This is a genomic window from Neisseria weixii (assembly GCF_002327085.1).
GTDB classification, from domain to species: domain Bacteria; phylum Pseudomonadota; class Gammaproteobacteria; order Burkholderiales; family Neisseriaceae; genus Neisseria; species Neisseria weixii.
The window spans coordinates 2,360,238-2,382,332 of the sequence record NZ_CP023429.1 but is presented as its reverse complement, the minus strand read 5'-3'; the positions used below and the strand labels follow the sequence as shown (position 1 = coordinate 2,382,332).

Sequence of the window (22,095 nt, the reverse complement as noted above, 5' to 3'; positions counted from 1 at the left end):
GGAGGCCGTCTGAACGAAAAAACGATAAACAATATATAGAGCCAATTTGGTTGAACTCAAGTTTAGCATTGAAAACAGTCAGGCCGTCTGAAAAAAATCAAACCACCCGATCGGGGGTTTGAGCATCAGCGGGCATTATGAATCGGCATGTAATAATTGATGCTGCACCCGTAAAAATTCGTCCAACACCGTTTGCTGAATTTCCAAACGCTTCGCCACCGGCGCGGCAAAACGCACAATGATGTTGTACACCTTGTCATCATGCGGCACGCGGGTCACGCGCGGCTCGGCGGCGGGCGTGATAAACAGCTTTTCCACCTGCACCGCTTCCAAATATTTGGAAATATCGGCAATGTAAGGTGCGCACAACGGCTCCAACACCGCTTTCAAACGCGACACCACCGCATCCGAATCCAAATGAATCGGCACGGGAATCTGCACCGTGTGAATTACATAGGGTCCCAACACATTGTCGCGACGCACATTATGATTGAGCAGCAGGCTGTTGGGGAATGAAATCGTGTCGCCCGAAAGCTGGCCGACCAAGGCATTGGGACCGATTTCCATCATCAGCGTATTCAACAAATTAATATCGACCACACGGCCGCGCAAGCCGTTGATTTCAATATAATCGCCCACCGAATATTGTTTGGTAATCGAGCGTAACACGCTGCCCGACAAACACATAATCAATTCTTTGGTGGCCACCACAATCGCCGCCGCCACCGCAAACATCGACAAAGCCACTGTCTGAATCTGTGTTGCCCAAATCATTGCCAAACCCAGCAACACCAAAATCAGCGTCAGATTGCGGCTCACGACCAACGCGCGGCGCTTGGTCTCAATCGACAAATCCGGATGGCTGCGGAAATGCGCGCCCAAAAGCAGCGTGCGCACCGCCAAGATGCCGATAATCATCAGCACCGATTCAATGATTTCATAGCTGGCCGGAATCTCTTGCAGCCAAAGTTTTACAGTATCCCACATCTTGCGTTTTCCGTTTCTAACGGTATGTCATGTATAAACACGCATTATAAAGGCCGTCTGAAAAAAATGCTTGTGCCGCCGGGATAAGAATGCTATACCATAACTGATATATCATAATAAAATTCGTTAAAATCAAAAGTTTATTGAATAAATTTTGAGAAAAACATAAGATAAACACATACCAATTCTGCCTGAAAAGGCATACCGTCTCATGGAGGAAACCATCATGACCTGCAAAATCCATCACGAACACAACCACGTTCACGGCCAAGACTGCGATCAAACACGATGACCACATTGACTACCTGCACGACGGTCATCTGCACCACGAACACGACGGCCATTACGATGAACACACTTTAGCCGTTGACGGCACCAATCCCGACGGCTGCCATCCGTCAGCGACTGCGGCGACCACGTTCACGGCGAAGGCTGCGGCCACGAAGCCGTGCCACACGGCGATCACGTCGACTACATCGTTAACGGCCGCCTGCATCACCAACACGGCGACCATTGCGACGACCACGGGCCTGTGGAAATCGTGAAATAAAAAACTGATAACTTATTGAAAATTTGATAGTAAAGGCCGTCTGAAAATTTTTCAGACGGCCTTTACTATCTGCCTCAAACGCATTCACGCGCCCGAATCATTCGTAATGGAACACAAATTCCTGCACCAAATCCGCACTCAAACTTTTCGCGACCGGACAAGTATGCGCCGCCGCTTCTAAAACCGCGCGGCTGCGTTCGTCTAAATCTGCGTTCAAATAAAAATCAACCGTGACCTTCGCCACACGGCGCGGATTGGCCGCCATTTCCTTGCCCACTTCCGCCCGCGCGCCGGCTAAGCCTACGCTCAAATCATCGGCTTTCATGCCCATAATCGTCAGCGCACAAGCGGCCAGCGAAGTGGCCAGCAAATCCGTCGGCGAAAACGCTTCGCCTTTGCCGTTGTTATCGGTTGGCGCATCGGTGGAAATCGTGTCGCCGCTTTGTAAGTGGGTTAAATCGTTGTGCAGGTTGCCGGTGTAGCGGACGGTGGAGATGTGGGGCATGATGGGGTTCCTTTTTATGCAAAGTGATGGGATAAGAAAGGCCGTCTGAAAATTATTTCAGACGGCCTTTATCATGTCAATTCAATCAGTTCGGGGCCAATTCAAACCACTTCCAATTTCGCAAATTTCGTATCCAATTCCTTCACGCCTTCTTTGCCGAAATTAATCGTCAGCCGCGCCGATTCGCCTTTATTGACCGCATCGATAATCACGCCGGTGCCGAATTTGGTGTGGCGCACGTTTTGGCCGATGCGGAAACCGGCGTATTCCTGCGGCAGCTTGTAGTCTTCGACAACTTTATTGCTGCGGGTACGCGGGGCATCGGTAAAGCTGTTGAAATTTTGTTTTTTCGCCGACAGGTAATGCAACACTTCGGGCGGGATTTCTTCGACGAAGCGCGACACGATGCCGAATTGGGTTTGGCCGTGCAGCATGCGTTGTTGTGCCATGGTGATGTAGAGGCGTTTGCGTGCGCGGGTGATGGCGACGTACATCAGGCGGCGTTCTTCTTCGAGGCCGCCGCGTTCGGCGAGGCTGAGTTCACTCGGGAAGCGGCCTTCTTCCATGCCGGTGAGGAAAACGGCGTTGAATTCCAAGCCTTTGGCGGCGTGGACGGTCATCAGCTGAATCGCGTCTTCGCCTTCGCCGGCTTGGTTTTCGCCTGATTCCAGCGCGGCGTTGCTGAGGAAAGACAATACCGCAAAGGCAGGGTGTTCGGCGGCGTTTTCCGGCAGGATTTCAAAATTGCTTTCTTCGGGCTTGAACGCGACGGCGGCATTGGCCAATTCGTCTAAGTTGTCCAAGCGGTCTTGGTGGTCGCCTTTTTGCGTTTTGTAGAATTCGACCAAGCCGCTGTCTTGAATCACGCTGACCATGATTTCGGCCAGCGACAATTGGCCGATTTGGTTGCGCAGGTTTTCAATCAGTTGGACGAATGCGGCGATTTTGGTGGCTTTGGCACCGGCATCGCAGGCCGCCTGCCACAGGGAAATGCCTTGCTCGCTAGCGGCCGTCTGAAGGTTTTCAATCGTGCGTGCGCCGATGCCGCGGGCGGGCACGTTAATTACGCGCAACAGGGCGTTGTCGTCATCGGGGTTGACCGCCAAGCGCAGGTAAGCCAGCGCGTGTTTGATTTCTTGACGCTCGTAAAAGCGCAGGCCTCCGTAGATTTTATACGGCACGCCGCTGCGGAACAGGGCTTGCTCGATGACGCGCGATTGGGCGTTGCTGCGGTAGAGTACGGCCATTTCCGACAGCGGCCAGCCTTCGCGTTGCAGTGATTTGGCTTCGTCGATGATGAACTGCGCTTCTTCAAAATCACTGGGCGCGGAAAGGTAGCGGATTTTGTCGCCCAACTCGGCGTCGGTGCGCAGGTTTTTGCCCAAACGCTCGTCGTTGTTTTCAATCACGGCATTGGCGGCAGCGAGAATATTGCCTACCGAGCGGTAGTTTTGCTCGAGCTTGATCGGCGCTTCGATGGCGAACTCTTTCATCAGCGCGGTCATGTTGCCGACATTGGCTCCGCGGAAACGGTAAATGCTTTGGTCGTCGTCGCCCACGGCAAACACCGCTGCCTGATTGCCCGCCATCAGCTTGAGCCACGCATATTGCAGCTTGTTGGTGTCTTGGAATTCGTCCACCAAAATATGGTTGAAACGGTTTTGATAATGCACGCGCAGCATTTCGTTACTTTTGAGCATTTCATAACTGCGCAACATGAGTTCGGCAAAATCGACGACGCCTTCACGCTGGCAGATGCGGTCGTATTCGGCATAGCATTCAATCATGCGCTGTGTGTGCGGATCCGGCGCTTGCAGGGCAGACGCGGGCAGGCCGTTTTCCTTTTGCGCATTGATAAATCCCTGCAGGCTGCGCGGCGCCATGATTTCTTCGGCGATGTTGAGCTGCTTCAGCATGCGTTTGATTAGGGCCAGTTGGTCGCTGCTGTCGAGAATCTGAAAAGCCGCCGGCAGGTTGGCGTCGCGGTGGTGCAGCCGTAAAAAGCGGTGGCACAAACCGTGAAACGTGCCCAGCCACATGGCGCGCACGTTCACCGGAATCATCGCGCCCAAGCGCGTCTGCATTTCTTTGGCGGCTTTGTTGGTAAACGTCACCGCCATAATGCTGTGCACACTGGCCTGACCGCTTTGCAACAGCCACGCAATGCGCGTCGTCAGCACACGCGTTTTGCCGCTGCCCGCGCCGGCCAACACCAAAGCCGATTGCAGCGGCCAAGTCACGGCGGCAAGCTGCTCGGGATTCAAGCCGCTTAACAAAGAAGAAGGGGATTCGCTGGGAAACATGATGAGGCCGTCTGAAAAAGATTTTGGAATGCGGTATTTTAATATAAAACGATGAAGAAGGCCGTCTGAAAACGTGGTTGCAAGTGTGTTTTAATCTTCAGACGGCCTGATGGTGTCTGCCTTGGATTGACAAATATAATGAAAACAGGCACGATAGGACTCAGATTTTTCAGGAGAAAACAGATGAAAAAGCTTGATCCGATTCTGTCTCAATTCGATACCAGCAGCAGGCCGATGATTATCATGCGTGGCTTTCCGATAAGGTGGAAAAAGGCTTGAGCAGCGAAACGTGGCATGAGCAGGAAGATGTATTGGCACGCGCTGCGCAACGACGTGCGGAATTGATGGCGAATCTGAAAAATGCAGGTTAAATGGTCGCAACAGGCAGAAGATGACTTAGACCAAATCGTCCGCTATATTTTTGAATTCAATCCGGTGGCCGCGTTTGAGTTGGAAGAACAAATTTTTAATGCCATGCGCACCCTTGCACAATTTCCCGATTCCGGCCGCTTGGGTCAGGTGTTTGGCACGAGAGAATGGGTGGTGCATCCGAATTATATGATTGTGTATAAAATTACCGAAACCGCAGTTTTGATTGCTGCGGTAGTGCATACCAAACAACGTTACCCATAATAAATGCCGTCTGAAAAAATTTTTTCAGACGGCATTTTAACCAATCAAGCCAAGCTCAATTATTCAAAGTCTTTCACTTCCAAATCAAACATACGCAGGGCGGTGCGCAGCATTTGGCAGCTGAAGCCCCATTCGTTATCGTACCATGCGAACACTTTCACCATGCTGCCGCCGACGACTTTGGTCAGGGTGGCGTCGAAGTTGCTGCCTTGGGTGGTGTGGTTGAAATCCATCGATACCAAAGGCAGGGTGTTGTAGCCCAATACGCCTTTCAGACGGCCTTGTTCCGAAGCGGCTTTCATCAATTCGTTGATTTCTTCCACGCTCGTTTCGCGGCCGGCTTGGAAGCTTAAGTCAACCAAGGATACGTTGACGGTCGGCACGCGGATGGCCAAGCCGTCGAGTTTGCCTTTCAGGTCAGGCAACACCAAGCCCACGGCTTTGGCGGCGCCGGTTTTGGTCGGAATCATGTTTTCCACACCGCTGCGGGCGCGGCGCAGGTCTTTGTGGCGCACGTCGGTCACGGTTTGGTCGTTGGTGAGGGCGTGGATGGTGGTCATCGCGCCTTTGACGATGCCGATGTTTTCATTCAATACTTTGGCCAAAGGTGCCAGGCAGTTGGTGGTGCAGGAAGCGTTGGAAACGACAGTCATGTCGGCAGTCAGCACATCATCGTTCACGCCGTAAACCACGGTGGCATCGACATCGGCTTCGCCCGGGGCGGAAATCAATACTTTTTTCGCACCGCTTTCCAAATGGACATTGGCTTTGGATTTGCTGGTGAACGCGCCGGTGCATTCCATTACCAAATCGACGTCCAAGTCTTTCCAAGGCAGCTCGGCCGGATTGCGGGTGGAGAAGTAAGGGATTTTGTGGCCGTTGATAATCAAATGAGTGGCATCGTGGCTGACATCGGCGTTGAAGCGGCCGTGTACGGTATCGAATTTGGTCAGGTGGGCGTTGGTTTCCAAGCTGCCGCTGGCGTTGACGGCGACGATTTCGAGCTGGTCTTGCAGGTTGTAATCGTAGATGGCGCGTAATACTTGACGGCCGATGCGGCCATAACCGTTAATGGCGACTTTAATGCCCATAGATTTGTCCTCTTGGTTGGGTCTGGGTTGGTGGAAAATGATTGGGCGGGATTATAGCAGAATATGTAGTGATATGTAATTAATATTTTATTGAATTGTGCAAAAGTGAAACATTTTGATTGTTGGCACTTGGTAAGTAAATGATAAAATTTTATGGCGTAAATTAAAAATATTCAGGATAATCTGCTTTTATTTTCAAATTGGCGCGATGATGTTTTAAAAAAAATCGGTTTGAGGCTGAAGATGGCGAAGGTGGGTAATGATGTATTTATTTTAAAATGATTTTTAAGGGCGATAATCACTACATTGAAGAACAAAAGTTCAAAGGCCGCTTGAAAGATATTGCGTTCAGACGGCCTGAGACCTCCGCAAAGCCTCGAAAAACACCAATAAAAACCCAAAAGGCCGTCATTCCCGCCTACGCGGAAATGACGGCGGTTTTGTATGTGCAAGCTTTTGAAGGCATTTTGCAAAGGTCTCGGCCTTTGAACACTTAGCTGCGGCGCAATAAAGCGTCAATCACGCTTTGGTTATTTAAGGTGCGTTGAAACATGGCTTTGAGTGGCATCACATCTTTATTGGCGACGACCAACACCATGCGCCCGCTGTCGGGGTTGTGCCAGGTGTCAAACCACAACCCGCAGGCATGCGCGGCCATCTGCACGGCGTGGACGGTAAATTCCGGCTTGAGTGCGCGTTGGAACAATACGGGATTACGGATGAAATAATCGCTTAAACGGTTTTTCGATAAGGCATAATCGGCACGGTCGCGGTCGATGGGTAAACGGGCAGGGGAAGTTGGTTGACAAGATTCGGATGCATGGCAGGATTCCGTGGAACATTTTAATTATCGTGAATAAAACGCGAAATATACTGCGTTGCCAATGCGCTTATATACTATTCGTACACCGCGCGCGTTGCCGCCTAGTCTCTTTTTATTTTAATTTACTATAAATTAATAAAGGTCTCAGCCTGAAGGTTAAGGTTGTTGCGCGCGCATTTGTTTGGCTTTGCGTTTGGCGGATTTTTTCGCTTCCTGCTCAGCTTTGTATTGGCGCAAATAAACCAGTGCGGCGGCTTTTTCTTCTTCGTTGCCGTATTTCATGTCGCGTTGGGCGCGGCGCAACACGGCGCGTTGTCTGGCTTCTTCGACTTGTTTGGCTTTGAAGTCTTCGTGGTTGTGTGCGGTGGTCAGTTGGGTTTGCTGCTCTTGCGCTCTGGCCATGGCTTTGGCGATTAAATCCATCGGGTCAAACGCCGGTTTGGCCGCAGCTTCAACCGGTTGCGCCGCTTCGGCAGCGGCTTGCAGCTTGGCTTTGGTTGCGGCTTCACGTTCGGCCAATTTGGCTTTGCGTTCGGCGGCATCGCGTGCTTTGCGCGCTTCGTGCCATTCAAAACGGTTTTTGGCGTGTTCCGCCGCGGCAAAGCGTGCCTCGCTTTCATATGCCGCGCGCGCCAAGGGGAGGAAGTCGCTTTTGACAGGCTGCATATAAATGCAATCGACCGGACACGGTGTCACGCACAGGCCGCAGCCGGTGCATTCGTCTTTGATGACGGTGTGCATCAATTTATGTGCGCCCATAATCGCATCGACCGGGCAGGCTCTGATGCAGGCAGTGCAGCCGATGCAGACGGCTTCATCAATCCATGCCAAAGCTTTGGGCTGGATTTTGGCCGGTGTCAGCGGCGGTTTGCCGAGCAGGTTGGCAATGTCGAGCATGACTGTTTCTCCGCCCGGTGCGCACAAATTGACCGGTGCCTCGTCGCGGGCAAGGGCTTCGGCATAAGGCAGGCAGCCTTCATAGCCGCACTCGCGGCATTGGGTTTGCGGCAACAAACGATTCAGACCTTGTGCTGTGGCAGTCATGGTGTTCAAATCAAATACAAAATCAAAAGGCGGTATTTTAGCAGAAAATCGGCGTTAAGAGCTTCTACGTATTGATTTTGTTATATAATTTGAGTCATTCTCATTTGAAAGCCCATATCCCGATATGCAGATTTGTCCGTGCCAATCGCAGCGCGCTTATGCCGATTGCTGCCAACCCTTTCATACGCAACAAACATTGCCCGCTACCGCCGAAGAACTGATGCGCTCGCGCTATAGCGCTTATACGCTGCAAAATATTGATTATATTGTGCAAACGACCGTGCCATCGCAGCAGGGATTATTGGATACCGCCGATATGCTGGCGTGGAGCCGCGAAACCGATTGGCAGGGGCTGGACGTGTTAAACCATGTGCCTAACATCGGTAAAAAACATGCGCAAGTTGAATTTATCGCACATTTTCAGGACGCAGGCGAAGCGCAGCATCACCATGAATTGTCGGCTTTTGTGAAGATTGACGGGCGCTGGTATTTCATCAATCCGACCGTGCCGCTGCCGACCATGAAGCAGCCGTGTATTTGTGGCTCGGATAAAAAATTTAAGGCTTGCTGCGGGCGGTTTTTTAAATAAAACAAGGCCGTCTGAAACAATATCGTTCAGACGGCCTTGATTGAGTTATCCGCATCAAAATCAAACGTGGTGCACCACCAATTTCTTCCCTTCGTAGTCCAATACGTCCACATCCATATCAAACAAATCCAGAATATTTTCCTTGGTGAACACATCGTTCGGCGTGCCTTGCAGCGCGACCCGGCCGTTTTTCATCGCCACCACATAATCCGCATAAGCCGCGGCTTGGTTGATGTCGTGCAACACCACAACGGTTGTGCGCCGGTGTTCGTGGGTCAGGTGTTGCAAAAGCTGCATCAGCGAGCGGGCGTGATACATGTCGAGATTGTTTAACGGCTCGTCGAGCAACACATAATCCGTGCTTTGGCAGAATACCATCGCAATCATCGCGCGCTGGCGCTGGCCGCCGGAGAGTTCGGTCAAATAGCGGTTGGCAAATGATTCCAATTGGAAGCGGTGCAATGCTTTTTCCACAATCGCTTTATCTTCTTCAGACGGCCTGCCCCGATGATACGGATAACGCCCGAATATCAGCAAATCACGCACGGTAATGCGGCTCATGATGCTGTTTTCCTGCGTCAGAATCGACAGGGTTTTGGCCAGCTCGGCCGTTGGTGTGGTAGTGATGTCTTGTCCGTTGTAACTGATTTTGCCCTGCGTCAGCGGCTGCAAACGCGCCATAAACGACAGCAGCGTCGATTTGCCCGCGCCGTTGGGGCCGATCAGCGCGGTAATGCCGCCTTGCGGAATATCAAGGGACACGTCGTTTAAGATAAGGTTGTTGCCGATTTTGTGGCTGACATTTTGGATTTTAATCATGGTGTTGAAGCATTAGGAGTTAGCGGTTGGCGGTTGAATCATCAGGCCGTCTGAAAAGCAGTTTGCGTGTTGATAATTAAATTTCTTCAATTTCAATGAATTGCGGGTCGTCGGCCAAGTCAATCAAAAAGGCTTTAACGCGCGCTTGCCACAGTTCACCGAAACGGCGGTGTTCTTCCGGTGTGGCGGTGCCACCGACGGCTTTGGGCAGCAGTGCACGCATTTCTTCAGCAAAAGGCGATAAATGACTGTTGAGGTGTACACTGACGGCCTGGCCGGTGTCTTTGCGCCGCAGCAATAAAGTTCCCTTGATGTCGGCGCCGAATTGCAGCAAATTACGGCGGGCAAAGCGGCCTTGCATACCAATGCCGCCGAATCCGGTTTCCGGTGCGGCACCGGTAAGCAGTTGTACGACGGCAGCAGTCACGCCGGTAGTGCCTTCGTTGCGCTGCCCCTGCATGGCAGCTTCCATGTCGCCGCGTTGCGGAATATCGTCGCCGTATAAGGCTTGTAATCCTTTCACGACCATCAGATATGCTCCGGCCACGGTCGGGCAGGAGTGACCGCACAGTTTTACCGCATCTTCATAGCGGTATTCGAGCAAGCCTTGTTCTGACGCACCGAGAAATTCGGCCAACGGGTCTTGAATCCGCAGTACAGGGCTTGTTGGAAAAAATCGGGAAAACGGTTTGCTTGCATGATGTTGCCTTTCATTTTGTCAGGCCGTCTGAAAAGGGAATCGGTTTCAGACAGCCTAAGAGAGGAAGTCAGTGCTTTTTCTTCAAAATCAAATATAAAAACACCAAGCCGCCGGCAAATTCGACCACCACGCTCAACACGGCCTGCATGCCCAAAAAATGCTCGAACAAGGTTTGGCCGCCGACCAGCAAAATGCCGGCTGTGCAAAACGTCATCGGCAGGCGCACGGCGTGTTTCATGTTAGGCGCAAAATGGTTGGCCAGCGCAACGACCAACAGGCCGAAGAAGCTGACGGGGCCGGCTACGGCGGTGGCGGTGGCAACCAGCGTGGCAATCCACAGCAGCAGCCAAAGGGTGTTGCGCGAATAGTTGATGCCCAAATTAATTGCTTGGTCACGCCCGAGCATGTAGACATCCAAACGGTGGCGTTCGCGCCAGATAAACACCACGCTGGCCAGCAGCACCACTGCGCCGATGGTAATCAGCTGCGGGTTGACGCTGTTGAACGAGGCAAAGGTGTAGGCTTGCGCCACGGCAAATTCTTCGGGGTCAATCATGCGCTGCAACAGCGAGGCCGCGCTGCGGAACAGAATGCCGAAAATCACGCCGATCAATATCATGCGCGTCAAATCGCGCCCACCCTGTTTCATCAAGGTGGCAAACAGCAGCACAGAGCCGCCCATCATGAGCACCAATTCCAGCGAAAACTTGCCCAATATCGGCAGCGAAGTGAAGCCGGCGCCGCCCAACACAAACACCAGCAGGGTTTGTAAAAACACATACAGCGCATCAAAACCAAGTATCGACGGCGTGAGAATCGGGTTGTTGGTCAGCGTTTGGAATAACAAGGTCGACACACCGATCGCATAAGCCACCAGCAACAAGACGGCCAGTTTGGTCAGGCGCAGGGGCAGGGCGAAATCCCAGTTGCCGTTGACGTTGTAGGTCAAAAACAGGGCGCAGCAGCCGATGAGCAGGGCAAAAGCCAGCCACAATGTTTTGGTATTGCTTGGGTGTGAAAGGGGAACAGTAGGCGTGTTCATTCAAATCAAAGTCGTCTAAATTCGTGGGGTTAATCGTCAATATGGGTTGAGGCCGTCTGAAAAGTCTCTTTTTACCATTCGGTAAATGCCAAATCCATCCATTTTGCCAGTGGAAAATGGGCGGCCAAATGCTGGCGCAAATAGCGGCGCGTGTCTTCTTTAATCAGTTGGTCGCCACATGGATAATGGTTGTAAACCACGGTATCCAAAGTGATGCCGCGCATATAGCAGGCGGCCAAACTCAGCAGCGTGTGGTTGATGCTGCCGAGCTTGGCGGAAGTCACCAATACCACCGGGTAACCTTGCCGGGCGATGTAATCCAGTGTGGTTGTGTCGTCACGATAAGGCACGGCCAAACCGCCCGCACCTTCGAGTAAGACATAATCATAATGCGCGGCCAATTGCTCGGTGGCGGCGGTGATGCGCGTATCGTCAATTTCCGTTTGTTCCAAAGCGGCGGCCAAATGCGGCGAACATGGATGCGCGAACACATAAGGGCAAGTGGTGCCGTCGAGGTCTTCGGGCAACCAAGCGATGCCTTGAATGCGGCGGTGTGTCTGCAAATCGACCGATAATCCTGTGCAGCCGGTTTGCATCATTTTTTGCGTAATCACGCGGTGGCCTTGTGCGGCCAATTGCTTGGCCAATACGCCGGTGGCCACGGTTTTACCGACATCGGTATCGATGCCGCTGATAAACAATACTTTTCCCATGATTTTCCTTTTGAGGCCGTGCGCGTTTGCCTTTCAGACGGCCTTGTTAGGGAGTGTAGTCAGAATGCTTGTGAAGCGGATTTTAACCAAAAATACCGCCGCAACGCGGTCAACTACTCCCTAATACGGCAGGCGGTTTATTTTTTGCGGGCGGCGATATAAAGCGGCGTGTAATCCAAACTGACTCGGCCATCAGGAAGGGCATGGTGCGCGCGGTATTGCGTTTCAAAATTCTGTAGGTGCTGTTTCGTCCACACAAAACCGGTATTGGTGGCGGTAACCCCGGTGTATTGCAGGTGGCGCAAGGCATCGCGCGGGGTATCGAAAGCCAGCGTAATCGTGTGCTGCTCAAGCGCCAGAATGTCGTAGTCGCGGTGCAACCAAGCTGCCCATTCTGCCGCCGCCGGATAATGCAGGCCTCTGCCGGTGAGCGCGCGGATGGGATGCAGATTGTCGGGCGTAAACGTGTTAAACAACAACAGGCCGTCTGAAACCAATCTTTGCGCCGCGTGCCGGACAAACACATCAGGCCGCGCCAGCCATTGCAGCGCGGAAGCGGAAGCAATAATGTCGTAGCCGCGGCCTAAATCGATGGCTTCGGCATCACCGAAACGGTATTCCGTTTCAGACGGCCTGTTGTATGGCCAATCCGGTGCGCAAGCGGCATCCAAATCGTTTAAAACCAGCTTTGCCTGCGGGAAACGCTGCGCCAACAGGCGGCTGAATAGGCCGGTGCCGCAGCCGATTTCCAGTATTTTGGCGACACGCTCGGACGCGTAAAGTGCCAGCCATTTATCCAGCTCGCCGTGAATGATTTTTTGCGCTTCGGCATGGCGGTCGTAATGCGGCGTGGCGGCGGCAAAACGCGCGGCGATACGTTGTTTGTCGGGCATCATGTTGCTTCGTTCCAACGCGGCCAATGCGTATATGGATAATGGCCGCCGTCAAATTCGATGACGGGGCAGCGCGATTGCCAGTAGGCCGATTGGTTGGCCGCCGGAATAATGCGGTCGCGCGCGCCTATCCATGCTTCGTGCCAAATCAATAAATCGGTGTGGTGGTCGGCTTGCACGGCCTGATGCAGAAAACTTAATTCGTCATGCAGGCTCTGTTGGCTGCGGTGGCCGTCAAGCCGGCGGTAGTGTGCCAGACTGTCGGCATCGGCGCACATGCGCTGTTCGAATTTGGCGCGGTTGCGTTCGTCGAAGCGGGCTAGGGTTTGGTCGAATACGGCGCAGGGAATGCCGAATTGGTCGTCGTAGGGAAAGCCTGTGCCGTTTACAGCCGCCGCCCAATCTACTTTCACGCCCTGCATGGCGCGTTCGGCAACCCAAACGCCCATCGACCATGCCAACACGCCGATGCGGCGGTAGCGGCTGAAGTCGAAATTTAAAACGGTGTCGCGGTAATCGCTGCACAACAACACATCGGCAGCGGGGGCCATGGCTTCCGCTACGCTGTCGGGCGTACCCCAGCCGGCGAAATAAACCAAAAGCGTGTCTGCATTCGGTTGGGAAATCAATCGGGTATGCATGGTGGTCGTGTTCTTTTCATGATGTTTCAGACGGCCTGTGATGATTTTAGGCAGCCGTTTTGTTTGGGATCTGCCGATCATTAATGCAACGGCGGTGTTTTTGGTCAAAAATCCGCATCTGCGGTGTTAACAATGCGCGCAAGGTGTTTAACCTTGCTACGCTTTTTGCCTTGCATACGCGGTTTTTGCCTCAAAAAACCGCTTCGTCGGTTAAATGTCGACAGCCCCTAGTACAAGACAATCTGTGGGCAGGGCATTGATGCACGACACCATACACCATCATCATGTCGGGCATAAATGCCCGACCTACGAAAATCATTTTTTGTCGTGTGCTGAAACAAGCTTGAACACCTTGTGCGCATTGTTAACGACGCAAACGGGGATTTCTGACCAAAACCGCTTCGTTGGTTAATTGTCAACAATCCCCAGCGTCTGGATAAACCCGTCTAATTCATCGTCGCTGATGTCGGCCGTGAGCGACAGCCGCACGCGCGCGCTGCCCGGCGGCACGGTCGGCGGACGAATCGGCAGACAGTAATAACCTTGTTTTTGCCATGCTTGCGCCTGTTTTACCGCTGCTCCGTTGCTGCCGAGTACGCAGGGAATAATGTGGCTGTTTGCCGCCGCCGGCATGGGCGACGGGTGATGCGCTGCCACGGCTTCACGCAGACGCCGGCTGATGCCGGCCAAACGCTCTCGGCGCGCCTTCATCCCGGGCAGCTGCCGGAATACAAAATGGGTCCACGCCATATTTACCGGCGGCAGGGCGGTGGAAAAAATCAAGGTGCGCATGTGGTTGGTCAGGTATTCTTTGATCAAACCGCTGCACACGGCAAACGCACCCACCGAAGCCAATGCCTTGCCGAATGTGCCGGTTAAGATGTCGATGTCGGCCACGCAGTCCTGCATTTCTGCCAAGCCCAAACCGGTTTCGCCGTATGCGCCGACGGCATGGGCTTCATCGACATAAAGCAATACATGGCCGTAGCGTTTTTTCAGGCGCACCAAATGCGGCAGGTCGGCTGTGTCGCCATCCATGCTGAACAGGCTTTCGGTCACGATGATGACGCAGCGGTAATCGGCGGCGCGTTGTTCGAGCAGGCGTTCAAGCTGGGCGTAATCATTGTGGCGGTAGCGCAGATAATCGGCGCCGCTTAAGCGAATGCCGTCAATCAGGCTGGCATGTACCCATTTATCGGCCAAAATCAGCGTTTTTTTGTCGGCCAGCGCAGGCAGAATGCCGACATTGGCATGATAGCCGCTGTTGAACAATAAAGCTGCTTCGCGCTGATAACGCGCCGCCAGCAATGCTTCCAGCTCCTGATAAATCGGAAAGCCGCCGGTCAGCAGCCGCGATGAAGACGACGACCACGGCAGATTGCGGCAGGCTTCGCTGTTTAAGAATTCATGCCGCAGGGCTTTGTCGTGTGCCAAACCGAGATAATCGTTAGACGATAAATTCAGCAGCTTGAGGCCGTCTGAAACAATATAGCGGCCTTGTTGCGGCAAATCGGGCAGACGGCGCAAACGGTCTTGGGCTTTTAATTCCTCTAGCGCGTGTTTAAAGTGTTGCACCGTATTCCTCCGCCAAAGCGGCCAGCAGGCCGTGGGTTAATTGAGCCAACTCGTCCGGCGTAATGATAAAAGGCGGCATCAGGTAAACCAGTTTGCCAAACGGACGCACCCAAATGCCGTGCGCCACCAGCCGCGCCTGCAAAGAAGCCATGTTGACCGGCGCCTTCATTTCAATCACCCGATGGCACCCAACACGCGCACTTCTGCCACGCATGCCCATTCGGCTGCAACCGCCAAATCCTGCCGCAATTGCGCTTCAATGCAGGCAATGCGCTCCTGCCACGGGCTTTCCAGCAGCATGGCAACCGATTCGGCAGCCACGGCGCAGGCCAGCGGGTTGGCCATAAAAGTTGGGCCGTGCATAAAGCAGCCCGCCGCGCCCGATGAAATGGCTTCGGCCACTTGGGCGGTGGTGATGGTGGCCGAAAGCGTGAGATAGCCGCCGGTGAGCGCTTTGCCCAAGCAGACAATATCGGGTACGGTGCCGGCGTGTTCCAGCGCAAACAGTTTGCCGGTGCGGCCAAAGCCGGTGGCGATTTCGTCAAACACCAGCAACACACCATGCGCCGAACACAATTCACGCGCTTGTTGCAGGTAAACCGGCGAATAAAAATACATGCCGCCCGCACCTTGTACAATCGGTTCCACAATCAGCGCAGCGATTTTGTGACCGTGTGTTGCCAACAGATGGCGCAAAGGTTCAATCGCTTCATCACACCACGGCTCGCCGAATTTGACGGCAGGTTGCGGCAGGAAATATTGCACCGGCAAGCTGCTGCCAAACAAACCGTGCATACCGGTGACCGGATCGCAAACCGACATCGCATGCCAAGTGTCGCCGTGATAGCCGACACGGATGGCGGCAAAACGGTTGCGCTCAGGCTGCCCGATGGCTTGCTGATATTGCAGCGCCATTTTCATCGCCACCTCAACCGCTACCGAGCCGCTGTCGGCATAAAAAACCTTGTTTAACGGCGGCGGCAGAATGCTTAATAATAATTCGGTCAGCCGCACTGCCGGCTCGTGGGTCAGGCCGCCAAACATGATGTGGCTCATTTGTTCCAATTGCGCTGTGGCAGCCGCATTCAAACGCGGGTGATTATAGCCGTGCAGCGCCGCCCACCACGAAGACATGCCGTCAACCAAGTGGCGGCCGTCTGAAAGGGTTATCATCACGCCGTCGGCACGCGCCACCGGGTAAACCGGAAGCGGTTCGGTCATGGACGTGTAAGGGTGCCAGATGTGGTGTTTGTCGATATGAAGCAGGTGATCGGTGTGCATATTTATTCGGTATTCTTTAATCTGGGGTCTGCCGACAATTGAGCAATGAAGCGGTTTTTTGAGGCAAAAAGCGCAGCAAGGTTGAACACCTTGCGCGCATTTTTAACGACGCAGATGCGGATTTTTGACCAAAAACACCGCTGTTGCGTTCATTGCCGACAGCCTTTAGGCTGTCTGAAAAGTTTCAGACGGCATGGGCAGGTTTTCTCAATAATAAACCTAAGAATAACACCGTACCGGCCACGCCGAAAACCACCGATACCGGAATCTCAAACGGAAACACCACCAAGCGGCCGATAATGTCGCACAGCAACACCAGAGACGCGCCCGTCAAGGCCACTGCCGGCAGGCTTTGCCGCAGCTTGTCGCCCATCAGGCGGCTGATGATATTGGGCACGACTAATCCGATAAACGGGATATTGCCCACCGTTACCACCACCAGCGAGGTAATCAGCGCGACGATAATCAAACCTGCCCACAAAATGGTATTGCGGTTTAAGCCCAAGTTCACGCTTACCGTTTCGCCCAAACCGATGATGGTGAGTTGGTCGGCAATCAGATAGGCAAACACCGCCAACGCGCCGGTGAGCCACAGCAATTCATAACGCCCCAGCAACACCCCCGAAAAATCGCCTTGCTGCCACACAGTCAGCATTTGCAGCATATCCGTTTCATAAGCGATAAATACCGCCACCGATTCAATCACGCCGCCGAAAATAATCCCCACCAGCGGCACCATCAATTGCGCGGTCGGCGGCAGTCGGCGGATGAGCGCCATAAACACCAACATCCCCACCATCGCCGCTACCGCCGCTGCCGACATTTTCACCAGCAATGCAGCGGAAGGCGCAAACAACGCCATCAGCAGCAAGCCTAAAGACGCACTCTGGCTCGCCCCCACCATCGACGGCTCGACAAAACGGTTGCGCATCAAAATCTGCATAATCATGCCCGCCACCGCCATCGACGCACCGGTCAACACAATCGCGAACGTGCGCGGCAAGCGGCTCACCCACATCAGCTGGATGCTGTCGGACATATCGAACAGATTGCGCCAGTCGAAACTGGCCACACCGACCGACAGGCTGATGAAAAACAGCACAATCAGGGTAAAGATGCTGGCTAGGTTTAAAGAAAGGGCGGTTTTGAACATGGGTTTCGTTTATTCATTAGAGTGCATTTTATTTTCAGACGGCCTTTGATCTGCAAAGGCCGTCTGAAAATAGAACGCCAAGGTAAAATATCGATACGATAAACGCGTTCAGACGGCCTTTGCAGATCAAAGGCCGTCTGAATAATCAAATACGCTTATTTTGCGGCATTGAATGCGTCGGTCAGCTGTTTGCTGGCGGTAAGCAATGATTGCGCGCCGCCGGCAGCCAGATAGGTTTCAGGCACCAAATACACCACTTGGCCTTTTTCCAGGCGTTGGTTTCGGCCACCAACGGGTTATCCAATACATCTTTCGCTGCCTGGCCTTGTTCGCCGATGGCCGCACCACGGTCTAACACAAATAACCAATCCGGATTTTTCTCTTTCAGGTATTCAAAGGTCACCGGCTGGCCGTGGCTGCCTTCTTTGATGGCGTCGTCTACCGCAGGCACGCCGATGTCTTGATGAATCCAGCCGCCCAGGCGTGAAGTCGGGCCGAAAGCAGACATTTTGCCGCCGTTCACAATAATCACTAAGCCTTTGCCTTTGCCTTCGGCTGCTTTTTTGGCTGCGTCAAAAGAAGCATCGATTTCGGCTTTCAGCGCGTCAGCTTCGGTTTGTTTGCCGAAAATTTGACCGAAGGCATCAATGCGCTCTTTCGCGCTTTCTTTCAGGTTGTCGGTTTCCGCAGTCATTTCGATGGTCGGCGCAATCGCATTCAACTGGTCGAAGGCTTTGGCGGTGCGGCTGCCGATGATGATCAATTGCGGTTTGTAGCTGTTTAAGGCTTCAAAGTCCGGCTCAAACAACGTGCCGGCAGGCTGGGTGTTTTTCAGGTAATCACCCAAGTACGGCAACAGGTTTTTGGTGCTTTCAATCGACATACCGGCTGGCACGCCTAATTTTTGCAGCGTATCGGCCATACCCAAATCGTACACGGCAACGCGCTTAGGATTTTGCGGCACTTGCACATCACCGCGTGCGGTTTTCACCGTCAGGTTTGCGCCTTCAGTTTGCGCAGCCGGTGCGGCAGCAGCCGCAGCGGCGGAAGTGCCTGAAGCGGCCGGAGCAGCCGGTTGGGCGGCTTCTTGTTTCGGGGAACATGCGCTTAAGGCCAGCGCGCAGCATACGGCCAAAGAAGTTAAACGGAACATTAAAAATCTCCAAAAAATAAAAATCTCCAAAAAATGAAAGTGTGATACGGCAAGATAGTGTTTGCAATGCAGTGATTTTACAAACCGTATCAATGATGAGAATGGTTTTCTTTTATTTTCGCATAGATTTGATGAATTTCCAAGTTTTGTTATGGGCATGCAACAAGACATGAAATTAGGCCGTCTGAAACATTTCAGACGGCCTGTTGCTTGTCATTGAAAATAATCGGACGCTAACCGCAGAAAAATTTGCACATCGGGGCTTGAATTTTGCGCCGATAACCTTATTTTTAGCTTCGCTGAAGCAGATATCTTTGTTTTATCTGTGAATTTTCAAAACAAACTTTTTATAACTTTTTTGGAGAATATTACATGACCATCCGTCCTTTACATGACCGCGTAGTGGTAAAACGCGTTGAAGCTGAAGAAAAAACCGCATCAGGCATTGTGTTGCCGGGTGCTGCGGCCGAAAAACCTGATATGGGTGAAGTGGTTGCCGTGGGTGCAGGCAAAGTAGGCCGCGACGGCCAACGCCGTGCTTTGGATGTGAAAGTCGGCGACAAAGTGATTTTCGGCAAATACAGCGGCCAAACCGTGAAGGCCGACGGCGAAGAGCTGTTGGTGATGCGAGAAGAAGACATTTTTGCAATTGTAGAATAATCCCATTTCATATTTAGGTCTTCTGACAAGGTTCAGACGGCCGCCAACCAGATAATTTATTGGAGCATATAAATGACAGCAAAAGACGTACAATTCGGTAGCGAAGTTCGCCAGAAAATGGTTAACGGTGTCAACACTTTAGCCAACGCCGTGCGTGTAACCTTAGGCCCTAAAGGCCGCAACGTGGTATTGGATCGCGCATTCGGCGGCCCGCACATCACCAAGGACGGCGTGACTGTCGCCAAAGAAATCGAATTGAAAGACAAATTCGAAAACATGGGCGCACAAATGGTGAAAGAAGTGGCTTCTAAAACCAACGATGTGGCTGGTGACGGTACCACTACCGCGACCGTATTGGCGCAAGCCATCGTGGCAGAAGGCATGAAATACGTTACCGCCGGTATGAACCCGACCGATCTGAAACGCGGTATCGATAAAGCAGTAGCCGCTTTGGTGGAGGAATTGAAAAACATCGCGAAACCTTGCGACACTTCTAAAGAAATTGCCCAAGTGGGTTCGATTTCGGCTAACTCTGACGAGCAAGTCGGCCAAATCATTGCCGAAGCGATGGAAAAAGTCGGTAAAGAAGGCGTGATTACCGTAGAAGACGGCAAATCGTTGGAAAACGAGTTGGATGTGGTTGAAGGTATGCAGTTCGACCGCGGCTATCTGTCACCATACTTCATCAACGATGCCGAAAAACAAATCGCCGCCTTGGATAATCCGTTTGTATTGTTGTTCGACAAAAAAATCAGCAACATCCGCGATTTGCTGCCTGTTTTGGAACAAATCGCCAAAACCAGCCGTCCGCTGCTGATCATTGCTGAAGACGTTGAAGGTGAAGCCTTGGCAACTTTGGTGGTGAACAACATCCGCGGCATCCTGAAAACCGTGGCCGTGAAAGCCCGGGCTTTGGCGACCGCCGCAAAGCCATGTTGCAAGACATCGCCATTTTGACCGGCGGCCAAGTGATTTCAGAAGAAGTAGGCTTGTCTTTGGAAAAAGCCACTTTGGAAGATTTGGGTCAAGCCAAACGCATTGAAATCGGCAAAGAAAACACCACCATTATTGATGGTTTCGGTGATGCCGCTCAAATCGAAGGCCGTGTGGCGGAAATCCGTCAACAAATAGAAGTGGCCACCAGCGACTACGACCGTGAAAAACTGCAAGAGCGCGTGGCCAAATTGGCCGGCGGCGTGGCGGTGATTAAAGTCGGTGCCGCAACCGAAGTGGAAATGAAAGAGAAGAAAGACCGCGTGGAAGACGCGCTGCATGCAACCCGTGCTGCGGTTGAAGAAGGTGTGGTAGCAGGCGGTGGTGTGGCCTTGCTGCGTGCCCGTTCGGCTTTGGAAAACCTGCACACCGGCAATGCCGACCAAGATGCAGGCGTACAAATCGTATTGCGCGCGATTGAGTCTCCGCTGCGTCAAATCGTGGCCAATGCCGGCGGCGAGCCAAGCGTGGTGGTAAACAAAGTGTTGGAAGGTCAAGGCAACTATGGCTACAACGCAGGCAGCGGCGAATACGGTGACATGATTGAGATGGGTGTGTTGGATCCGGCTAAAGTGACCCGTTCTGCATTGCAACATGCCGCATCGATTGCCGGTTTGATGCTGACTACTGACTGCATGATTGCCGAAATCCCTGAAGACAAACCTGCTATGCCTGATATGGGCGGCATGGGTGGTATGGGCGGCATGATGTAATAAGGCCGTCTCAACATTTCAGATTGTAAAAGGAAAATCCCACACGCTTTTGGTTGTGTGGGATTTTTTTGTGTGCATACAATAAGATTGAAATTTTTGTAAAACTTGTAACTTTTCAGAAATTTTAAGCCGCATTAGCTACACAAATCTGCCCAGCCGCCCTAGTACAGACGGGAACCCAGATATGGGTTCAGGATATTTGGCTATGGCAGTAATTTGAATGTCTAAACTCCCCCAACTGCGTAGAAATTATAAATAGTAGGGTTGCAAGCTATAAGTTTAGAGGCCGTCTGAAACGTTTCAGACGGCCTCTATCTATTTAAGAATCTTTAGTCTGCATAATGGCTTGCAATTGTTGGTTCAAGGTGTCGGCATCCATCCAGCCTGCTTGGATAAACAAAATCAGCAAAACCGAGCCGACGGCCAGCGTGCCGAGGAAATATAAAAGATAACCCAACATGATTTTCCAGCCCGAAACATTGCCCATTTTCATGAAGCCAATGGCTTGCGCCCCAAAGCTCCAGGCTTGGTAAAACAGTGCCAGCGTGGCCAGTTGAGGGACATAAAACAAAGCCAGCATAGGAATCGCTAAGGCTTCGGAAGCCAAAGTGAAACCCCATAAGGGCAAGCGTGGCGTGCCGCCGTAATAATGAATCACCGTACGCATGGCGCGGCTTAATACCAGCCATTTGACGATGGTGAGTAAAACCGCAAACACTATCGCGGCGGGTTCTTGGCCGAATAAAGGCGACATGCTGGCCGCATTGATGATACCCAGCAGTAACAACACGGCGGCGATTACCGGCAGCGTGTAGAGATATTCCATCGGCGATCGGTAGCGCAGGCGCAGAATATCCAGCATATCTTTTAAAAATTGGTAAAGCATGTGTGTGTTTTTTATCGAAAGGGCAAACTGCTATTGTAGCTTAAAAACAGGATACGCGACCATGATTCTGTTTTCAGACGGCTTGATAAAATAAATTCGCAGAAAATGCCGGAAATCACGGCAAAATCATGAAATTTTAATTCAATATAAAACATGAGTTTAGTTGTTTTATGAATATTTTTGTCAAATAAGGCTTGCGTGAAGGCGGTGTTTTTGGTTTAATAAACATCTCGCAACAAAAGACGAGAAGGCCAGATAGCTCAGTTGGTAGAGCAACGGATTGAAAATCCGTGTGTCGGCGGTTCGATCCGCCTCTGGCCACCAAAACCGCTCTAGCGGTTATTTTTT

The 22,095-nt window shown here is 52.3% G+C and carries 19 protein-coding genes, 1 tRNA gene and 4 pseudogenes; 6 read left to right on the top strand and 18 right to left on the bottom strand.

Features of this window, described 5'->3' with window-relative positions; all coding sequences use genetic code 11:
- Window positions 1-135: 135 nt before the first annotated feature.
- The gene (locus CGZ65_RS11925) at window positions 136-987 is read right to left on the bottom strand and encodes a mechanosensitive ion channel family protein (RefSeq protein ID WP_096295963.1); all 852 of its coding nucleotides are present in this window, start codon (window positions 985-987) and stop codon (window positions 136-138) included.
- A gap of 226 nt (window positions 988-1,213) precedes the next feature.
- On the opposite strand from CGZ65_RS11925, the pseudogene CGZ65_RS14965 reads away from it, so the two are divergent.
- Window positions 1,214-1,537: pseudogene (locus tag CGZ65_RS14965) on the top strand (hypothetical protein).
- 97 nt (window positions 1,538-1,634) lie between these two features.
- Here the strand turns inward: CGZ65_RS14965 and CGZ65_RS11915 are convergent.
- Together CGZ65_RS11915 and CGZ65_RS11910 are read right to left on the bottom strand one after the other, a co-directional pair.
- Window positions 1,635-2,042: an OsmC family protein gene (locus CGZ65_RS11915; RefSeq protein WP_096295962.1), complete on the bottom strand. Its 408-nt coding sequence runs from the start codon at window positions 2,040-2,042 to the stop codon at window positions 1,635-1,637.
- A 101-nt stretch (window positions 2,043-2,143) separates the two neighbouring features.
- A complete protein-coding gene (locus CGZ65_RS11910) occupies window positions 2,144-4,345 on the bottom strand; it encodes a UvrD-helicase domain-containing protein (protein ID WP_096295961.1) in 2,202 nt (733 codons plus the stop codon).
- Window positions 4,346-4,705: 360 nt separating this feature from the next.
- Here CGZ65_RS11910 and CGZ65_RS11905 point away from each other — a divergent pair, with 360 nt between their 5' ends.
- The gene (locus CGZ65_RS11905) at window positions 4,706-4,978 is read left to right on the top strand and encodes a type II toxin-antitoxin system RelE/ParE family toxin (RefSeq protein WP_096295960.1); all 273 of its coding nucleotides are present in this window, start codon (window positions 4,706-4,708) and stop codon (window positions 4,976-4,978) included.
- Window positions 4,979-5,037: 59 nt separating this feature from the next.
- Here CGZ65_RS11905 and gap read toward each other — a convergent pair whose 3' ends face one another.
- From gap to CGZ65_RS11885, 4 genes are all read right to left on the bottom strand, one after another.
- Window positions 5,038-6,069, bottom strand: coding sequence for a type I glyceraldehyde-3-phosphate dehydrogenase (gene gap, locus CGZ65_RS11900; protein WP_096295959.1), 1,032 nt, complete (start codon window positions 6,067-6,069; stop codon window positions 5,038-5,040).
- A 173-nt stretch (window positions 6,070-6,242) separates the two neighbouring features.
- Entirely contained in the window at window positions 6,243-6,542 is a 300-nt protein-coding gene (locus tag CGZ65_RS11895; RefSeq protein ID WP_096295958.1) for a hypothetical protein, read from the bottom strand.
- A gap of 20 nt (window positions 6,543-6,562) precedes the next feature.
- Entirely contained in the window at window positions 6,563-6,775 is a 213-nt protein-coding gene (locus tag CGZ65_RS11890; RefSeq protein WP_096295957.1) for a hypothetical protein, read from the bottom strand.
- A gap of 273 nt (window positions 6,776-7,048) precedes the next feature.
- The gene (locus CGZ65_RS11885) at window positions 7,049-7,936 is read right to left on the bottom strand and encodes an RnfABCDGE type electron transport complex subunit B (RefSeq protein WP_096295956.1); all 888 of its coding nucleotides are present in this window, start codon (window positions 7,934-7,936) and stop codon (window positions 7,049-7,051) included.
- Window positions 7,937-8,060: 124 nt separating this feature from the next.
- On the opposite strand from CGZ65_RS11885, the gene CGZ65_RS11880 reads away from it, so the two are divergent.
- Window positions 8,061-8,525, top strand: a complete 465-nt coding sequence (locus tag CGZ65_RS11880; RefSeq protein ID WP_096295955.1) for a YchJ family protein — start codon at window positions 8,061-8,063, stop codon at window positions 8,523-8,525.
- Window positions 8,526-8,585: 60 nt separating this feature from the next.
- Here CGZ65_RS11880 and CGZ65_RS11875 read toward each other — a convergent pair whose 3' ends face one another.
- From CGZ65_RS11875 to CGZ65_RS11830, 10 genes and pseudogenes are all read right to left on the bottom strand, one after another.
- Window positions 8,586-9,344 (bottom strand): iron ABC transporter ATP-binding protein, encoded by a 759-nt coding sequence (locus CGZ65_RS11875; protein WP_096295954.1) that lies wholly within the window; start codon window positions 9,342-9,344, stop codon window positions 8,586-8,588.
- A 76-nt stretch (window positions 9,345-9,420) separates the two neighbouring features.
- Entirely contained in the window at window positions 9,421-9,981 is a 561-nt protein-coding gene (locus tag CGZ65_RS11870) for an FmdE family protein (protein ID WP_332457922.1), read from the bottom strand.
- Window positions 9,982-10,111: 130 nt separating this feature from the next.
- Complete coding sequence (locus CGZ65_RS11865; RefSeq protein WP_096295952.1) at window positions 10,112-11,086, bottom strand: iron chelate uptake ABC transporter family permease subunit; 975 nt, start codon at window positions 11,084-11,086, stop codon at window positions 10,112-10,114.
- Between the two features lie 71 nt (window positions 11,087-11,157).
- Window positions 11,158-11,799 carry a dethiobiotin synthase gene (bioD, locus tag CGZ65_RS11860; protein ID WP_096295951.1) on the bottom strand — a complete coding sequence of 214 codons (642 nt, stop codon included), beginning with the start codon at window positions 11,797-11,799 and terminating at the stop codon, window positions 11,158-11,160.
- A gap of 137 nt (window positions 11,800-11,936) precedes the next feature.
- A complete protein-coding gene (locus CGZ65_RS11855) occupies window positions 11,937-12,695 on the bottom strand; it encodes a methyltransferase domain-containing protein (protein ID WP_096295950.1) in 759 nt (252 codons plus the stop codon).
- Entirely contained in the window at window positions 12,692-13,441 is a 750-nt protein-coding gene (locus tag CGZ65_RS11850; RefSeq protein ID WP_232507453.1) for a DUF452 family protein, read from the bottom strand. The genes CGZ65_RS11855 and CGZ65_RS11850 overlap by 4 nt, the downstream gene beginning before the upstream one ends.
- A 300-nt stretch (window positions 13,442-13,741) precedes the next feature.
- Window positions 13,742-14,908 (bottom strand): aminotransferase class I/II-fold pyridoxal phosphate-dependent enzyme, encoded by a 1,167-nt coding sequence (locus CGZ65_RS11845; RefSeq protein WP_096295949.1) that lies wholly within the window; start codon window positions 14,906-14,908, stop codon window positions 13,742-13,744.
- A pseudogene (bioA, locus tag CGZ65_RS11840) lies at window positions 14,895-16,189 on the bottom strand (adenosylmethionine--8-amino-7-oxononanoate transaminase). Before bioA ends, CGZ65_RS11845 begins: the two are co-directional and overlap by 14 nt.
- A gap of 184 nt (window positions 16,190-16,373) precedes the next feature.
- Window positions 16,374-17,342: an ABC transporter permease gene (locus CGZ65_RS11835; protein WP_096295948.1), complete on the bottom strand. Its 969-nt coding sequence runs from the start codon at window positions 17,340-17,342 to the stop codon at window positions 16,374-16,376.
- A gap of 155 nt (window positions 17,343-17,497) precedes the next feature.
- Window positions 17,498-18,495, bottom strand: a pseudogene (locus tag CGZ65_RS11830) (siderophore ABC transporter substrate-binding protein).
- 372 nt (window positions 18,496-18,867) lie between these two features.
- On the opposite strand from CGZ65_RS11830, the gene groES reads away from it, so the two are divergent.
- Together groES and groL are read left to right on the top strand one after the other, a co-directional pair.
- Window positions 18,868-19,155, top strand: a complete 288-nt coding sequence (gene groES, locus CGZ65_RS11825) for a co-chaperone GroES (protein ID WP_095501906.1) — start codon at window positions 18,868-18,870, stop codon at window positions 19,153-19,155.
- A gap of 72 nt (window positions 19,156-19,227) precedes the next feature.
- Window positions 19,228-20,861, top strand: a pseudogene (gene groL / locus CGZ65_RS11820) (chaperonin GroEL).
- A 319-nt stretch (window positions 20,862-21,180) separates the two neighbouring features.
- Here groL and CGZ65_RS11815 read toward each other — a convergent pair.
- Complete coding sequence (locus tag CGZ65_RS11815; RefSeq protein ID WP_096295947.1) at window positions 21,181-21,747, bottom strand: hypothetical protein; 567 nt, start codon at window positions 21,745-21,747, stop codon at window positions 21,181-21,183.
- 249 nt (window positions 21,748-21,996) lie between these two features.
- Here CGZ65_RS11815 and CGZ65_RS11810 point away from each other — a divergent pair.
- A tRNA-Phe gene (locus tag CGZ65_RS11810) sits at window positions 21,997-22,071 on the top strand.
- Window positions 22,072-22,095 lie beyond the last annotated feature (24 nt).

Coding starts and splice junctions, on each gene's coding strand:
- CGZ65_RS11815 (WP_096295947.1), bottom strand. CDS start 21,747: ATGCTTTACCAATTTTTAAAAGATATGCTGGATATTCTGCGCCTGCGC.
- CGZ65_RS11880 (WP_096295955.1), top strand. CDS start 8,061: ATGCAGATTTGTCCGTGCCAATCGCAGCGCGCTTATGCCGATTGCTGC.
- CGZ65_RS11885 (WP_096295956.1), bottom strand. CDS start 7,936: ATGACTGCCACAGCACAAGGTCTGAATCGTTTGTTGCCGCAAACCCAA.
- gap (WP_096295959.1), bottom strand. CDS start 6,069: ATGGGCATTAAAGTCGCCATTAACGGTTATGGCCGCATCGGCCGTCAA.
- CGZ65_RS11910 (WP_096295961.1), bottom strand. CDS start 4,345: ATGTTTCCCAGCGAATCCCCTTCTTCTTTGTTAAGCGGCTTGAATCCC.
- CGZ65_RS11855 (WP_096295950.1), bottom strand. CDS start 12,695: ATGATGCCCGACAAACAACGTATCGCCGCGCGTTTTGCCGCCGCCACG.
- CGZ65_RS11925 (WP_096295963.1), bottom strand. CDS start 987: ATGTGGGATACTGTAAAACTTTGGCTGCAAGAGATTCCGGCCAGCTAT.
- bioD (WP_096295951.1), bottom strand. CDS start 11,799: ATGGGAAAAGTATTGTTTATCAGCGGCATCGATACCGATGTCGGTAAA.
- groES (WP_095501906.1), top strand. CDS start 18,868: ATGACCATCCGTCCTTTACATGACCGCGTAGTGGTAAAACGCGTTGAA.
- CGZ65_RS11875 (WP_096295954.1), bottom strand. CDS start 9,344: ATGATTAAAATCCAAAATGTCAGCCACAAAATCGGCAACAACCTTATC.
- CGZ65_RS11865 (WP_096295952.1), bottom strand. CDS start 11,086: ATGAACACGCCTACTGTTCCCCTTTCACACCCAAGCAATACCAAAACA.
- CGZ65_RS11835 (WP_096295948.1), bottom strand. CDS start 17,342: ATGTTCAAAACCGCCCTTTCTTTAAACCTAGCCAGCATCTTTACCCTG.
- CGZ65_RS11915 (WP_096295962.1), bottom strand. CDS start 2,042: ATGCCCCACATCTCCACCGTCCGCTACACCGGCAACCTGCACAACGAT.
- CGZ65_RS11905 (WP_096295960.1), top strand. CDS start 4,706: ATGCAGGTTAAATGGTCGCAACAGGCAGAAGATGACTTAGACCAAATC.